This is a genomic window from Streptomyces sp. NPDC002787 (genome assembly GCF_053592095.1).
The window spans coordinates 77,623-92,531 of record NZ_JBSFVC010000024.1 but is presented as its reverse complement, the minus strand read 5'-3'; the positions used below and the strand labels follow the sequence as shown (position 1 = coordinate 92,531).

The window sequence follows — 14,909 nt, the reverse complement described above, 5'->3', positions numbered from 1 at the left end:
AACACTCACCCTCCCCCCGCCCCTCCTTTCGCTTCTTGTCCTGGGGTCGGGTTATTTCGTTCTGCTCCCCTCCGGCCGGGGCGGGCCGGCGCCCGCCCGCCCGCCCCCCCCCACCCCTCTGCGTTGTGGGGCCCGGGCAGGGCGTCAGGCCTCCCGGGGGGTGCCCATGACGCGCGCGAAGGTCGCCGGGTCCTCGTCGTAGCCTTGGATGCCCGGGTGGAAGGTCCACTCGCCGGTGTCGTCGCGGACGAACTCGGCGACCGTCGCGGCCGTGCAGCCGAGGACGCCTCCGAAATCGTCCTCCGCCAGGACGGTGTAGTCCTCACGGATGCGCAGGGCGGGCTTGTTGACGTTGGCGAAGGTCTTCGGGCCGGATCCCTGCTGTATGGCGACACCGATGACGACCCGGCCGTACCGGCTGTCGAGGCGGTTCAGCTCGACCGTCATGACCTCGTCCCAGCCGAAGCCCTGGCCGGTCTTGCTGTCACGGTTGAGAGTGATGGTGCCGTCCGGTGAGCGGCTGTCGAAGTGCACGACATAGGCGGGACTGCCGCTCGGCTCGGCCGCCGGGTAGGTCGCCGCGACGATGTCGAGATCCGTGGGCGGCTGTCCGGCGGGGCTCGGGTCCCACTTCACCGCCACCTCGACCTTGCGGATGCCCTTGTTGAGGCCGTTCAACAGAACTCCCCTCCCCGTTCTCCTGTGCTTGCGGGTCGAACTGCCTGGCGGTCCAGGCCAGTTGCCCATCCTCGCATGCGCGCGCGGGCGCTCGCCCGAGTGCAACCGGCCGGAGAGTGACCGGCGCCACGCTCCGTGGCCTTACCATGGCGCGGTGCTGGTCAAGTGGATTCGCTGCACCGTGGTGGACCGCCGCGGTTACGAACGGGGGCAGCGAAAGTGGGCGGGGCTACTGGGGGAGCCGGGATTCCGTGGACAGGGTGGGGGTTGGAGCCGGGCACGACCCGGGGTGGCGCACATCTTCTCCTTCTGGGAGAGCCGTGCCTTCTACGACTCCTTCATGGCGCGCTCCCATGACCGGCTCGCCGCCTCGCAGTCGGGCACCTACAAGGACATGCAGGTCAAGCTCTTCGACCATCGCTTCGATGTGAAGACCGGTTTTGAGCCGCGCTTCACCGACGCCGATCTGGTGCGGGTGGCGCACTGCCGCGTCCACGAGGAGCGGGCGGAGCACTTCGCGCTGATGCAGGAGAAGGTCTGGAACCCCGCGATGGCCGGCTCCCCGGGCATGGTGCGAGGGCTGTTCGGCGAGGCGCCGGGCCATGAGTTCGTGATCCTCTCCATGTGGCAGTCGGCCGCCGAGCACGGCAAGTACCGCGTGGAACGCATCGAACGCCTCGCCCTGAGGGCCCAGATCGAGGCCGATGTGGCCGCTCTGACGGGTGACATTGTGGAAATGGAACCGAGTTGGACGGTTTGAGATCCGGACCGACGTGAGTTTGGATTCCCAACTCTGCTGGTCGATGTGCGGGACTTGTGTGACGTACGCCGTATGACGAGGGACGAGTGCTCGATCCGTCGTCGCCCCCTTTAGGGTTTTGGCATGGCACGACCACGGCGCATCATCCTTGTCCGACACGGCGAGTCAACGGGCAATGTTGATGACACCGTGTACGAGCGCGAGCCCGACCACGCCCTCGCGCTCACCGATCTCGGCTGGCAGCAGGCCGAGGAGACCGGTAAACGGATCCGCGACATCCTGGGGCGCGAGCGCGTCAGCGTCTACGTCTCCCCGTACCGCCGTACGCACGAGACGTTCCAGGCGTTCCATCTCGACCCCGAACTGGTGCGCGTACGGGAGGAGCCCCGGCTGCGCGAGCAGGACTGGGGCAACTGGCAGGACCCCGACGACGTGCGACTCCAGAAGGCGTACCGGGACGCGTACGGGCACTTCTTCTACCGCTTCGTGCAGGGGGAGTCCGGCGCGGACGTCTACGACCGGGTCGGCGGATTCCTGGAGAGCCTCTTCCGTAGCTTCGAGGATCCCGACCATCCGCCGAACGTCCTGCTGGTCACGCACGGCCTGGCCATGCGGCTCTTCTGTATGCGGTGGTTCCACTGGACGGTCGCTGAATTCGAGTCGCTGTCGAACCCGGGGAACGCGGAGATGCGGATGCTCGTTCTCGGGGACGACGGCAAGTACGCGCTCGACAGGCCGTTCGATCGCTGGCGGGACCCGGAATCGTACGGGGCCACCAGTTAGAGTGGCAGGGCGATGACCGCTGACTTCTCTCCCGACGGCCGCCTGGAGCGTGCCCTGGCCAGCCTGCGCGGGCTCGCGGTGGGGGACGCGCTGGGCTCGCAGTACTTCGTGCCTGTGAACTATCCGCTGCTCAAGCGCCGTGAGATCCCGCCCGGCCCCTGGCAGTGGACCGACGACACCGAGATGGCCTGCTCCGTCGTGGCCGTCCTCGCGGCCCACCACCGGATCGACCAGGACGAGCTGGCCCGCTCCTTCGCCGTGCACCACGACTTCGACAGGGGCTACGGACCCGCGGTCAACCGCCTGCTGCGCCTGGTCCGAGAGGGCGGGGACTGGCGCGAGCTGGCCTCCGCGCTCTTCAAGGGCCAGGGGTCCTGGGGCAACGGCGCGGCCATGCGGATCGCCCCGCTCGGAGCCTGGTACGCGGACGACCCCGAGCAGGCGACCCACCAGGCGGAGATCTCCGCCTATCCCACGCACCAGCACCGCGAGGCCGTCGTCGGCGCCATGGCCGTCGCCGCGGCCGCCGCCCTCGCGGCCGATCCGGCCGGCCCGCCGAGTGCCGGGGCACTGCTCGACGGCGTCATCGCGCTGGTCCCCAAGAGCGCCGTCGGCGCGGGGCTACGGCGCGCCCGGGACATGCTCGACTACGCCGACGCGGACACCGTCGCCGCCGTACTGGGATGTGGGCGGCGTACGACGGCGCACGACACTGTGCCGTTCGCGCTCTGGTCGGCGGCGCGCGCCCTCGGTGACTACGAACAGGGTTTCTGGACGACGGCCCAGGTCGGCGGTGACGTCGACACGACCTGCGCCATCGTCGGCGGAGTGGTCGCCTCCGGGAAGGCCGGGGCGCCTCCCGAGGCGTGGGCGGAGCAGACCGAGGCATTTCCGGACTGGCTGCAGGTCGGATAGCCGGGCGAAGGGAACGGCGGTTCCCAGGCCCCACCTGTCCCAACCGCCTCAACTGTCACAGGCTTGCCACAGTGCGCTCTCGACCGTCGTTGAGGGCTGTCCTGCGGCATAGCCTGTCCGCCACGCCGCCTGTTGATCATGACGATAAGCGGCGACGAGGTACCGGCCAGGCCGCCTTCCGCCGCAGCTGCGCGCTGGGCACGGGGGCGTTGCGGGCCGGTCGGGGGAGGGGGTCCCATGTCCGAAAGAGCGCCGACGTCCGCCGCGTCGGAGCCCGCCGGTGCTGTGCCCAGGGCGCGCGCTTCGAGCGCTGATGACCGCTCCGGGGCGGCGGCGCCCACGGACGCCGTACCGGAACGCAAGGGAGGCGGGCCCGCCCCGACAGCGGGCGGACAGCCGACCGCAGCGCCCGGGCTGAGCGACTTCGGTCCCGGCGATCCCGCGCCGATCCGCACCGTGACCCTGTGGGCCGCCCTCGCGGCTGGCGTCCTCAGCATGCTGTTGCTGGGCGACGGACTGGCCGTCAACATACTCGTCGTCGCCGTGCCCGCCACGCTCGCCGTGTACTCCGCCGGACGGCGGGCGGGCCGGCGCCCTCGCCCCTGGGCGCTCGTCTGGGGCGGCGGCGGGCTCGCCCTGCTGACCGTGCCCGCGCTGCGCGCGGCCGAGTGGCCCACGTTCCTCGCCGTCGTCACCGCGCTCGCTGCGGGCTCGCTCGCCCTGCACGGCGGACGCACCTGGCCCGCCGTCCTGCTCGGCCCGGTCGGTGTGTTCACCTCGCTGGTCACCGGGCCGGCCTGGGCCTTCCAGGGGCTGCGCGAGCGAATGGCCGGCGACCGGGGCCGTCTGGCGCCGTTGTTGCGGGCGCTGGTGGTGGCCGCGGTGCTGCTCCTCGTCTTCGGCGCGCTGTTCGCCGGAGCGGACGCGGCCTTCGCGGACCTGCTCGGCGCGCTGGTACCGGACGTCTCCGTGTCCGACGGACCATGGCGGATCCTGCTCCTCGCGCTGGGCCTGTTCGGGACCCTCGCGGCGGCCCGTACGGCGGCCGCGCCCGCCCGCTGGGACCGGGTCCAGGTGCCCTCGGGGCGCGCCCGCGGCCGTGTCGAGTGGGCTCTTCCGCTGGTCGGGCTCGTCGCGCTGTTCGCCGTCTTCAACGCCGTCCAGCTCGCCGTGCTCTTCGGCGGCTACGACGCCGTTCTGAAGAAGACCGGCCAGACATACGCCGAGTACGCGCGCCAGGGGTTCTGGCAGCTGCTCATGGCCACACTGCTCACCCTGCTGGTCATCGTCGTTGCCCTGCGCTGGGCCCCGCGCACTCGATCGAGTGACCGGACGCTCGTGCGGGGTGTTCTGGGAACGCTGTGCGCGCTGGCGCTCGTTGTCGTGGCATCCGCTGTGCGACGTATGGACATGTATGTGGAGGCCTATGGGCTGACGAGACTGAGGATCTCGGTGCTGACCATGGAGCTCTGGCTCGGTCTGGTCATCCTGCTCATCATGGCTGCCGGAGTGTGGGGCGCCCGCTGGCTGCCGCGTGCCGTCGCCGCCAGTGCGGTCGCCGGAGTGCTCGTGTTCGGTCTGGTGTCGCCGGACGAGATGATCGCCGAGCGCAACGTCGAGCGGTACGAGGCCACGGGCCGGTTCGACCTCCCGTACGCGCAGGGGCTGTCCGCCGACGCGGTGCCCGCCCTGGACCGGCTGGAGGAGCCGTTGCGGTCATGCGTGCTGTGGGACATCAAGGAGGAACTGGACGAGCGGCGTCACATTCCCTGGTACGCCACGAGCTGGGGCGAGGCCGAGGCGAGGCGCATCCTGGACGAGAGGCCGCTGGTCGAGGGGGCGAGCGGTCCGGCGTGTGGTGAGCTGGGGCCTGAGCTCTACCGGTGAGTCACCATGCTTGCGCACACGGCTGGAGCACGCCCTTCATCGTGCTCCCGCGTACGGCTGGCTCTATGCCCTGGCCATCGTGCTCCCGCGTACGGCTTGGGCTACGCCCTGGCCATCGCGCTCCCACGTACGGCCGGACCACGCCTTGGCCATCGGTGCCCTGGGCGTGGTCCGGCCGTGCACGGCCGCGTCGGAGCCTGTCCCGTCAGCCTGCGGCGGCGGGTCCGGCCGTGCCGGAGAGGGCTTCCAGGTCGCTCTTGCGGACCCTGATCACCAATACGGCGGTGACAAGGGCGAGTACGGCCATCGCCACGGCCGGTATGAACGCCGTCGAGATGCCCTGGGAGAGCACTTCGTGACTCCAGGGGGCCGGCAGCTGCTGGGTCTTGGCGAATTCGGCCTTCTGCGCGGCCGTGGCCTGTGCCAGGAAGAGCTGCACCTGCTTCTCCGCCTCGTCGCGGCTGGCCGTGCCGAAGACCGTGGTGAGGATGGACAGCCCCAGCGAACCGCCCACCTGTTGTGTGACGTTGAGCAGACCGGAGGCCGCACCCGCCTCGTGCGGGGCAACCCCCGAGACCGCGGTCAGAGTGAGGGTCACGAAGTTCAGGCCCATGCCGAAGCCGAACATCACCATCGGCCCGAGCACCCCGCCGACGTACGAGCTGTCGGGGCTGATGAAGGTCTGCCAGGTCAGACCGAGCACGACGAGCGTCGAACCGACCACCATGAACGGCTTGGGCCCGAGCACCGGCAGGAACCGCTGGGACAGGCCGGCACCCGTGACGATCGCGACGGTCACCGGGAGGAAGGCCAGACCTGCCTCGATCGGCGTGTACCGCAGCACGTTCTGCACGAACAGCACGATGAAGAAGAACATCCCGAACATCGCCGCTGCCAGGCTGAGCATGATCACGTACGTGCCCGAGCGATTGCGGTCGGCGAACATCCTCAGCGGTGTGATGGGTTCCTTGGCCCGGCTCTCGATGAACCCGAATGCCAGCAGCAGGACCACAGCCGCCGAGAAGGAGCCGATGGCCAGGCTGTCGCGCCAGCCGTCCTCCGCCGCGCGGATGAAGCCGTAGACCAGTGAGGCCATACCAGCCGTCGAGGTGAGGGCGCCCGCGATGTCGAATCGCCCCGGGTGGCGCTCGGACTCGCTGATGTACATGGGGGTGACGACGGCGATCAGGACACCGATGGGCACGTTGACGAACAGCACCCACCGCCAGTCGAGCCACTCGGTGAGCATGCCGCCCGCGAGCAGACCGATGGCGCCACCACCTGCGGAGACCGCGGCGAAGACGCCGAACGCCCGGTTCCGCTCGGGCCCTTCGGGGAACGTCGTGGTGATGAGGGCCAGCGAGGTCGGCGACGCGATCGCGCCTCCCACACCCTGCAGGGCGCGTGCCGCCAGCAGTTGCCAGGGCTCCTGAGCGAGTCCACCGAGCAGTGAGGCGAGCGTGAAGACGAGGATGCCGGTCATGAACACACGACGGCGGCCCAGGATGTCACCGGCCCGGCCGCCCAGGAGCAGCAGACCGCCGAAGGTCAGCGTGTAGGCGCTGACCACCCATGTCAGGTCGGTGGTGCTGAACTTGAGCGCGTCTTGAATGTGCGGGAGCGCGATGTTCACAATCGTCGCGTCGAGTACCACCATGAGTTGGCAGGCCGCGATGACGGTGAGCGCGATGCCGGGACGCCCCTCCCGGCGGGCGGTTCCCGGCTTCTGATCCTGAGTCAACGGAGAGGTTGTCACTATGGGTCCCCCACAAATGCCTTAGTGAACGCTCGCGTTCACAGTCGCGCCCACGGTAGTGAGTCCCCCTTAGTGAACGCAAGCGTTCACCAAAGTCATTGCCGTGGTGCGCGCCGCTCGTCCGTTTCCGCTTCTCGCACCCCCACCCCTCAGCTCAACGGAGAAACACAGATGGTCACTTCGCGCTGGACGGCCGCCCCCGATCGGACGGCCTCCCCGCGCCGGCGCGGCGCCGTGCTCGAGCGCGCGATCCTCGACGCCGCGCTGGAGCAGCTGAGTACGGTCGGCTGGAGCGGCCTCACCATGGAGGGGGTCGCCGCGGGCGCCCAGACGGGCAAGGCGGCGGTCTACCGGCGCTGGCCCTCCAAGGAGGACCTTGTCGCGGATGCGCTCCGGGCCGGACTGCCGCGCTTCGAAGGGGCGCCCGATCTCGGAAGCGTGCGCGAGGATCTCCTGGAACTGTGCCGCCAGGCACGCGAGGCGATGTTCTCGCGCCCCGGGTTCGCGCTGCGCTCGGTGATTCACGAATGCGACACAATCCAGGCCGAGCGCTTCCATGGCGTGATCATCGGAGGCGTCGTGGAGCCGACGGTCAAGCTTCTGCGGCAGGTCGTGGAGCGGGGGATTCGTCGTGGCGAGGTGCGACCGGACGCGGCCAACGGCTATGTCTTCGACGCGATTCCGGCCATGATGATGTATCGCTCGAAGATGTGCGGCAGCGAATGGAGTGAGCGGGACATCGAGGAGATGATCGACCAGTTGATGGTGCCGCTGCTTCGCCGGAGGGACGTTTGAGTCGGGTCCGTGACTGGGCTGAAGCCCGGGCTGCGAGGGAGTGGCAGCCGGGTTGCGACGGGGCTGCGACCGGGCTCGCGACGGGGTTGCGGCGCAGTCGTGATGGGGTTGCGGCCGGGGTCGGGATGGGGCTGAGGTTGCCCCGGGAAACCTGGGTGTCGCGGGGGGACGCGGGCGGCGTAGGCTAAGGGCGCCATGCCGTACGAACCACCTACTCACACCGTCGAGCGCTCCCTTCGCGCCACGACCGGAGCGAAGATCATTGCCGGTGTCGACGAGGTGGGGCGCGGAGCGTGGGCCGGCCCTGTCACCGTCTGCGCGGCGGTCACCGGACTGCGTCGACCGCCCGAGGGCCTCACCGACTCCAAGCTCCTGACGATCAAGCGGCGCGAGTCGCTCGCCGAGGAACTGCTGAAGTGGGTGACGTCGCACGCCCTCGGTCACGCCTCTCCGGAGGAGATCGACGACCTGGGCATGACGGCCGCGCTGCGGCTGGCTGCCGTGCGGGCCCTGGAGGCGCTTCCGGTGAGGCCTGACGCGGTCATCCTCGACGGCAAGCACGACTACCTCGGCTCGCCCTGGCGGGTCCGTACGGTGATCAAGGGCGACCAGTCCTGCGTCGCCGTGGCGGCGGCCTCGGTGCTCGCCAAGGTTCAGCGCGACAAAATGATGGCCGAACTGGGTGTCGACCATGCAGACTTCGGTTTCGCGGCCAACGCCGGGTATCCGTCGCCTGTACACAAGGCCGCGCTGGCAGAGCGGGGCCCCACCCCGTACCACCGTTTGTCGTGGGCGTATCTTGATGCGCTGCCTCAGTGGCGGCACCTCAAGAAGGTCCGCAACTGGGCGGACGGAAGCGTTCCGGAGATCGAGGGTCAGCTCGGCTTCGATTTCTGACGGATTCGTTCGCACTCATGTGCCACCCGCCGACGCGAGTCGCAACGGCGTTTGATAAACATCAGCTCATGCCTCTCATTCCCGAGGAGCCTCAGATTCACGAGAGTGCCCAGGGCCCGCGTGCCACTCCGGCCAGCGGCCGGGTCGCGCCGACCCCCCGTCCCGTACCCGGTCCCCGTCCCGCGGCTCCGCCGCGTCCCGGTCGTCCGGGTCCTGCCCGGCCGGTTCCGGCCCAGCGCGCGGCGCATGCCGCGGCCAAGCCCGGACCGTCCGCTCCCGCCGCCACCCCGCAGATCCAGCTGATCCCGGCCTCGGCCGAGGGCGCGCTGGACGCCGCCGAGGAAGCCGTCGACCTTCTGCTGGAGTCGGGCCGAGCCCCCGGCGACGTGCTGGTGATCACCACCGGCGAGTCGCATCCGTGGGCCGACCACGAGCTGTCCTTCGGTGAGGCCGCCTACTGGGCGCAGCACGACGCGGGCGACGACGTCTTCTACGCCGATGCCTCGGCCGTCGAACGGGCCGCGCCGCGTCCCGTGGTGGTGGTCGCCGTCAACGGCGGGACCGACGCCGTCACCGCGCAGGCACTGCCCAAGGCCCTCGGCCGGGCCCGGGCCCTGCTGATCGTGTGCGGCGATCCGCAGACGATCAACTCGGTGCTGGGCGCCGGAGTCTGAGCGACTGCGGACCTGGCCCCGGTCGGCCCGACAGGGCTCACCGGGGAGCCGTGCGTGCCCGGGGACGACAATCAGGGCGCCACTACGGCCACACCCCGCGACGGGGCGCTTCGGCTTGCTTGCGGGGTGTTTTGGCGTGTCCGTAGATGGTGCCGAGGCGGTGCTTGCGACGGGTTCGTGGGTGGGTGCGGCACGGCACGGCTTGTCGGGTGCGGGTGCGGGTGCGGGTGCGGGTGCGGGTGCGGGTGCGGGTGCGGGTGCGTGCGTGCCGGCGCGGCGCGAGTGCGAGCCGGAAGGCGGATGTCGGACGGGATGACGGCGCGACGGGGTGCTTGAGGGCCGACGCTCTTGCCGCACCCCCGCACCCCCGCACCCCCGCACCCCCGCAACCTCGGGCGTGGGTGCGGTGTTTGTCGTAGCCGTGCCGGGGGCCGAGGCGGCTCAGCGTGCCGCTGCTCGGCGCAGGACCTCCGACGCGACGCCGCCGGTACGTGGCATGGGCGGCGGTGCCATGGCCGCGGCGAAGGGCTCGGCCGGTGAGTCCGCGTGGGGTCGGCGGCCGCCGCGGCCCTCGCCGAGGACCTGCCAGCCGTCACGTGTCAGCGTGATGTACGCCCCGCAGCGCAGCCCGTGCAGTGTGCAGGCGTCCCGCAGCCCCCACATCCACGCTCCGTCCTCCTCCGTCCAACGCGCGTCGCCGTCACGGCAGTAGAGCAGCACGGCCGTGCGCACCGGAGTGCGTCGGCGCAGGTCGTGCGGAATGACCCGGCGCAGCTGCGCGAGGAGCGCGTTGCGGAACATCCAGCCGTCGGCCGGGGCCGGACGCCGGATGAACGAGGCGCTCGCCCTCAACCGCTCGTCCGGATCCAGAACGGCGATGACCGCCGTCGAGGGCCGGGGCTGATGCCGAGCGTGCAGCCCGCTGACGACATCCCGGGGATTGCGGAGCAGCGGAATCCCGGCGGCGGCCCATTCCGCGGGCTCGAGCATCCGGTTGGCGGAAGCGGCGGACGGGTCGGCAGACGTCGACATGGAGGCCGCCGAGGACGGAGCGAATCCGAAGGTCACGATCCTCCCTTCGGCTACGCGCCCACACTGCGGGCGGGGGTCGGACTTGGGGGAGCGCACGCCGCAGCAGGAGCCCTACCGATTCACGGGTGGGCCGTGCGGGGAGCGGACTCCAATTCTTCCTGGCGAACTTGGTTGCGGCAACGAGCAATTGGGGCCACTGGCGGTTTTGTGGTGATCCACCGCTTATATCCCTGCGCATAGGACTCGTCAGCAACGTGCAGGCGGCATCGCGCCGACGTCCGGTTGACGGGTCGGTCACGCCCGGACGGCGAGAACGAGGGGCAACACCCCCTGCGCGCCCGCGCGCCGGAGCACGCGCGCGGCGACCGCGAGGGTCCAACCGGTCTCGGTGGCGTCGTCGACCAGGAGCACGGGTCCGCCTGCCTCCTTGAGGGCGACGGCCAGCTCGGGCGGCACGGTCAGCGCCCCGTCCAGCGCCTTGAGCCGTTGCGCGCTGTTGCTACGGGTGACCTGGGCGACCGCGCCGGTGTAGGCCACCGACCCCAGCAGGGGCAGGCGGCCGATCTCGGCGATCCTCGCGCCCAGGGAGCCGATCAACTGCGGCCGGGAGCGGGACGCCATGGTGACGACGCCCACCGGGCGGGGCTGGGCGTCGTCCCGCCCGGAGGCCCAGCCGCCGGGACCCTTCGCCCAGTCGGCCAGCACGGCGACCACGGCCTTCGCCACATCGTCCGGAACCGGTCCGTCGGGGGCCTGCGGCGCAAGCATCGGCCGCAGCCGGTTGCCCCACCCGATGTCGGACAACCGACCCAGCGCCCGCCCCGGAGCGGCCTGCTCACCGGCTGGAATACGCCCCTTCAGATTGACCCCGACCGCCGGCAGCCCCGTCGGCCACATCTTGCGGGGCTCGACCTCGACCCCCGCACGCCCCAACTCGCCGCGCGCCGCATCGAGCGCCGCCGGGGAGACGGAGTCCGTGAACCGGGGTTTCGTGCAGGTGTCGCACCGCCCGCACGGAACGGCGTCCTCGTCGTCCAACTGCCGCCGCAGGAACTCCATGCGGCAGCCCGGTGTCGTGACATAGTCCCGCATGGCCTGCTGCTCGGTCGCGCGCTGCTTGGCGACCCAGGCATAGCGCTCGGTGTCGTACGTCCAGGGAACGCCGGTGGAGATCCAGCCGCCCTGGACCCGCCGTACCGCACCGTCCACGTCGAGGACCTTCAGCATCGTCTCCAGCCGGGAGCGGCGCAGTTCCACCAGCGGTTCGAGTGCGGGGAGGGAGAGCGGCCGCTCGGCGCGCGCGAGGACGTCCAGGGTGCGGCGCACCTGCTCCTCCGGGGGAAAGGCGACCGAGGCGAAGTACTCCCAGATCGCCTGGTCCTCCTTGCCGGGCAGCAGCAGCACCTCGGCGTGCTCGACACCGCGGCCCGCGCGGCCCACCTGCTGGTAGTAGGCGATGGGCGAGGACGGCGAGCCCAGGTGCACCACGAACCCCAGGTCGGGCTTGTCGAAGCCCATGCCCAGCGCGGAGGTGGCGACCAGGGCCTTGACCCGGTTGGCGAGCAGGTCCTCCTCGGCCTGCTGCCGGTCCGCGTTCTCCGTCTTCCCGGTGTACGACGTCACGGTGTGCCCGCATTGGCGCAGGAACGCGGTGACCTCCTCGGCCGCGGCCACCGTGAGCGTGTAGATGATCCCTGAGCCCGGCAGCTCGCCCAGGTGGTCGGCGAGCCAGGCCATTCGATGGGCGGCATCCGGCAGTTCGAGCACTCCGAGGCTCAGGCTCTCCCGGTCCAGCGGCCCGCGCAGGACGAGCGCGTCCGTGCCGCCGCCGGTGCCCAGTTGTTCGGCCACGTCGGCCGTCACGCGCGCGTTGGCGGTCGCGGTGGTGGCCAGCACCGGGACACCAGGAGGGAGGTCGGCCAGCATCGTGCGCAGTCGGCGGTAGTCGGGACGGAAGTCGTGCCCCCAGTCCGAGATGCAGTGCGCCTCGTCGACCACGAGCAGACCGGTCGCGGCCGCCAGCTCGGGCAGGACCTGGTCCCTGAAGTCCGGGTTGTTGAGTCGCTCGGGGCTGACCAGGAGCACGTCGACCGCACCCGCCGTGACCTCCTGGCGGATCGTGTCCCACTCCTCCGTGTTCGAGGAGTTGATGGTCCGCGCGTGGATTCCGGCGCGGGCTGCCGCCTCCACCTGGTTGCGCATGAGGGCGAGGAGCGGGGAGACGATCACGGTGGGGCCCGCGCCCCGTTCGCGCAGCAGCGCCGTCGCCACGAAGTACACGGCGGACTTGCCCCAGCCCGTGCGCTGCACCACCAGGGCTCTGCGCTTGTCCGCGACCAGTGCCTCGATGGCGTGCCACTGGTCCTCGCGCAGCCGGGCGGTGTCCACCTGGGCGCCGACGAGGCGGGCGAGCACGGCGTCGGCGGCCGTACGCAGGTCTTGGCGGTCCGTGGTGGGCAGGTCTTCGTCGTTCATAGCCCCATGCAACCCGATGCCTCGGACATCGCGCGAACGAGCGGGGCGAACTGTGGACAGCTTCTGACGTGGTCATGGTCGGACTTATCCACAGGTCAAAGCGGAATTTCAAGATCCGCGAGATGGTCGCCGCATGACGAATCACAGCGAAGCGGCCGGGGCCTCCGGCAACAGTGACATCAGCGGACAGAACGCATGCGGAGCAAGCGGCGAGCCCTCCGCCTACCTGGGGCACGGTGCGGTCGGCGGACCTCCCGGAGATCAACAGGTCACCCTCCGTACTCCGGCCGAACTCGCCGATGCCCTGCCCTACCTGCTCGGATATCGCCCCGAGGACAGCATCGTCCTCGTCGCGCTCCACGACCGCGACGCCCGCGGACGATTCGGCGGGCGGGCGCGGCTCGGCATCCCGGCCCAGACGGACGACTGGCCGTCCGTGGCCCAGCAGCTGGCCCACGGACTGGTGACCGGAAGCGAGCGCCGGGGCGCCAAGCCGGAGAGCATGGTCGCCTTCCTCTGCCAGGACCCGGCGAGCGGTGAGTCGGCATGCGACGTCATGGAACGTCTGCGGCCACTCGCACAGCTGCTGCGCAGGGCATGCGGCACCCATGACGTCCCGGTGGTCGAGGCCCTGTGCATCTCCGACGGCCGCTTCTGGTCGTACTGCTGCCCCGGCAACGGATGCTGCTCGTCCGAGGGGGAGCCGATGGGGTTGCCGGGCACCTCCGTGCTGGCCGCCGCCGCGACCTACGCGGGTCTTCAGGTGCGAGGAACCCTGAAGGAGTTGCGGGCGCGGCTCATGCCCTGGGAGACAGCGGCCGCACTGCAGCAGGAGGCCGCACTCGACGCCGCCCAGTCCGCCCTCATCCCGCGCATTCTGGACGCGGAGAGCCGCGTGGCCGTGGCCGCGGAGACGCTCGCCGTGGCACAACGCGTCATGGCCCGCTTGGCGGACACCCCGACCGTGGTCGGCACGCTGGACGCGGACCTCCGCGACGACGAACTTCTCGGGCACGACGAAGCGGCCACCTTGATCCTCGGACTCCAGGACCGAGCCACCCGTGATCGCGCCGCGGAGTGGATGGAGGGCGACGAAGCCGCCCCGGCCCTCCGCCTCTGGCGCGCCCTGGCCCGCCGCTGCGTCGGCCCCTACAGCGAGCACGCTGCCGCCCCGCTCACCCTCGTCGGTTGGGTCGCCTGGTCCTCCGGTGACGAACTGGAGGCCCGCGAGGCCCTGGCCATGGCCCTCGCCGCGGACCCGGACTACCTCTTCGCCCGCCTTCTCCACCAGGCCTGCAACGAAGGCCTCGACCCCGAGTCCATTCGACGCTGTCTGCGCGCGGAGCGCAGGGGGCGCGACCTGACGGCGGCCACTGCCGAAGCCGGCGCCGACAGCGGACCAAGCCCTTCCGGCCAGTCTCCCGGCCCGGAGTCGGCCTCGGCTCAGCCGTGCGTCGCCACCGGCCCCCGGCGCCGGCGCAGGCCCCGCCCGGAAGGAAGCCCCGACGCCCGGCCCACCCGGCGATCTCCCGGAGCGGCTCATGCCCGCCGCTCGCGTACGACCGACAGCAACTCGCCCGTCGGCCGACGGCCAGGGCGTGCGGCCGATGGCGCGAGCAGTCGAGCACGGACCCGCCGCGGTACCGGAGGGCAGGCCACGGAGGTGGAGACGTGAGCGCACCGGTTCAGCTCGGGACTCGCGTGGACCGGCTGTCCTGGTTCTGGACGTCCCTGAGTGCCCTGCTCTACTTCTGGGCTCGCGTGTGTGCGGCACCCTGGTTCCGGCCCGGCATTGCGCCCGCCGTACGGCCTCGCCACTCACCCGAGTTCATCGCCGGCCATACGATCCGAACGCCATTCGGTCGGCTTCCTGAGGCGGAGGCGTGACCCGGAGCGGAGGCGTTCCGTTCACCTGTGTGGCGGTACCCGGGGCTCGGCCTCGCCGCCGTATCACCCCGTCCCTCTCCGGCTCCCCACCTGGTGCCGAGCGCACTCCACGCGCGCCGAACGCAGAAGAAGCCGCCCCATGCCCCTGTCCTTCATGCCCGACGCCTACGACGAGGTTCCGTCCTTCCGCAGGTCCACCCAGCCCTCCTCCCGGGCCCGTGGGGAAGCCCCCGGCGCTCCACGCACGGACGTTCGCGGTCCGGCGGCCCTCCCGACGGGCTCACGTCTGAAGGGGCCGGGCGGTCCGGTGTCTGCAGCGCAAGGCACGGGTGGCAGTCCAAGAACACCCCGTACAGGTACGGCAGCCCCT

At 70.9% G+C, this 14,909-nt stretch carries 12 protein-coding genes; 8 read left to right on the top strand and 4 right to left on the bottom strand.

Annotated elements, in window-relative coordinates:
* Nucleotides 1-144: 144 nt before the first annotated feature.
* On the bottom strand, nucleotides 145-678 hold the full coding sequence (locus ACWD26_RS30530) for a TerD family protein (RefSeq protein ID WP_451275183.1): 534 nt from the start codon (nucleotides 676-678) through the stop codon (nucleotides 145-147).
* 154 nt (nucleotides 679-832) lie between these two features.
* On the opposite strand from ACWD26_RS30530, the gene ACWD26_RS30525 reads away from it, so the two are divergent.
* The 4 genes from ACWD26_RS30525 (at nucleotide 833) to ACWD26_RS30510 (ending at nucleotide 5,023) form a co-directional block, all read left to right on the top strand.
* Entirely contained in the window at nucleotides 833-1,438 is a 606-nt protein-coding gene (locus ACWD26_RS30525; RefSeq protein WP_451275182.1) for a YdbC family protein, read from the top strand.
* A 123-nt stretch (nucleotides 1,439-1,561) separates the two neighbouring features.
* On the top strand, nucleotides 1,562-2,221 hold the full coding sequence (locus tag ACWD26_RS30520) for a histidine phosphatase family protein (protein WP_451275181.1): 660 nt from the start codon (nucleotides 1,562-1,564) through the stop codon (nucleotides 2,219-2,221).
* A 12-nt stretch (nucleotides 2,222-2,233) separates the two neighbouring features.
* Complete coding sequence (locus ACWD26_RS30515; protein ID WP_451275180.1) at nucleotides 2,234-3,136, top strand: ADP-ribosylglycohydrolase family protein; 903 nt, start codon at nucleotides 2,234-2,236, stop codon at nucleotides 3,134-3,136.
* Nucleotides 3,137-3,373: 237 nt separating this feature from the next.
* Nucleotides 3,374-5,023 carry a DUF4153 domain-containing protein gene (locus ACWD26_RS30510; protein WP_451275179.1) on the top strand — a complete coding sequence of 550 codons (1,650 nt, stop codon included), beginning with the start codon at nucleotides 3,374-3,376 and terminating at the stop codon, nucleotides 5,021-5,023.
* A 205-nt stretch (nucleotides 5,024-5,228) separates the two neighbouring features.
* Here ACWD26_RS30510 and ACWD26_RS30505 read toward each other — a convergent pair whose 3' ends face one another.
* A complete protein-coding gene (locus ACWD26_RS30505; RefSeq protein ID WP_451275178.1) occupies nucleotides 5,229-6,779 on the bottom strand; it encodes an MFS transporter in 1,551 nt (516 codons plus the stop codon).
* Between the two features lie 171 nt (nucleotides 6,780-6,950).
* Between ACWD26_RS30505 and ACWD26_RS30500 the strand changes: the two genes are divergently transcribed.
* From ACWD26_RS30500 to ACWD26_RS30490, 3 genes are all read left to right on the top strand, one after another.
* The gene (locus ACWD26_RS30500; RefSeq protein ID WP_451275177.1) at nucleotides 6,951-7,574 is read left to right on the top strand and encodes a TetR/AcrR family transcriptional regulator; all 624 of its coding nucleotides are present in this window, start codon (nucleotides 6,951-6,953) and stop codon (nucleotides 7,572-7,574) included.
* A 195-nt stretch (nucleotides 7,575-7,769) separates the two neighbouring features.
* Nucleotides 7,770-8,471, top strand: coding sequence for a ribonuclease HII (locus ACWD26_RS30495; RefSeq protein ID WP_451275176.1), 702 nt, complete (start codon nucleotides 7,770-7,772; stop codon nucleotides 8,469-8,471).
* Between the two features lie 68 nt (nucleotides 8,472-8,539).
* Entirely contained in the window at nucleotides 8,540-9,145 is a 606-nt protein-coding gene (locus ACWD26_RS30490) for a hypothetical protein (RefSeq protein ID WP_451275175.1), read from the top strand.
* 441 nt (nucleotides 9,146-9,586) lie between these two features.
* On the opposite strand, the gene ACWD26_RS30485 is transcribed toward ACWD26_RS30490, so the two are convergent.
* Nucleotides 9,587-10,213, bottom strand: a complete 627-nt coding sequence (locus ACWD26_RS30485; protein WP_451275174.1) for a hypothetical protein — start codon at nucleotides 10,211-10,213, stop codon at nucleotides 9,587-9,589.
* Nucleotides 10,214-10,471: 258 nt separating this feature from the next.
* Entirely contained in the window at nucleotides 10,472-12,652 is a 2,181-nt protein-coding gene (locus ACWD26_RS30480; RefSeq protein WP_451275173.1) for a RecQ family ATP-dependent DNA helicase, read from the bottom strand.
* Between the two features lie 133 nt (nucleotides 12,653-12,785).
* On the opposite strand from ACWD26_RS30480, the gene ACWD26_RS30475 reads away from it, so the two are divergent.
* Nucleotides 12,786-14,327 carry a DUF4192 domain-containing protein gene (locus tag ACWD26_RS30475; RefSeq protein WP_451275172.1) on the top strand — a complete coding sequence of 514 codons (1,542 nt, stop codon included), beginning with the start codon at nucleotides 12,786-12,788 and terminating at the stop codon, nucleotides 14,325-14,327.
* Nucleotides 14,328-14,909 lie beyond the last annotated feature (582 nt).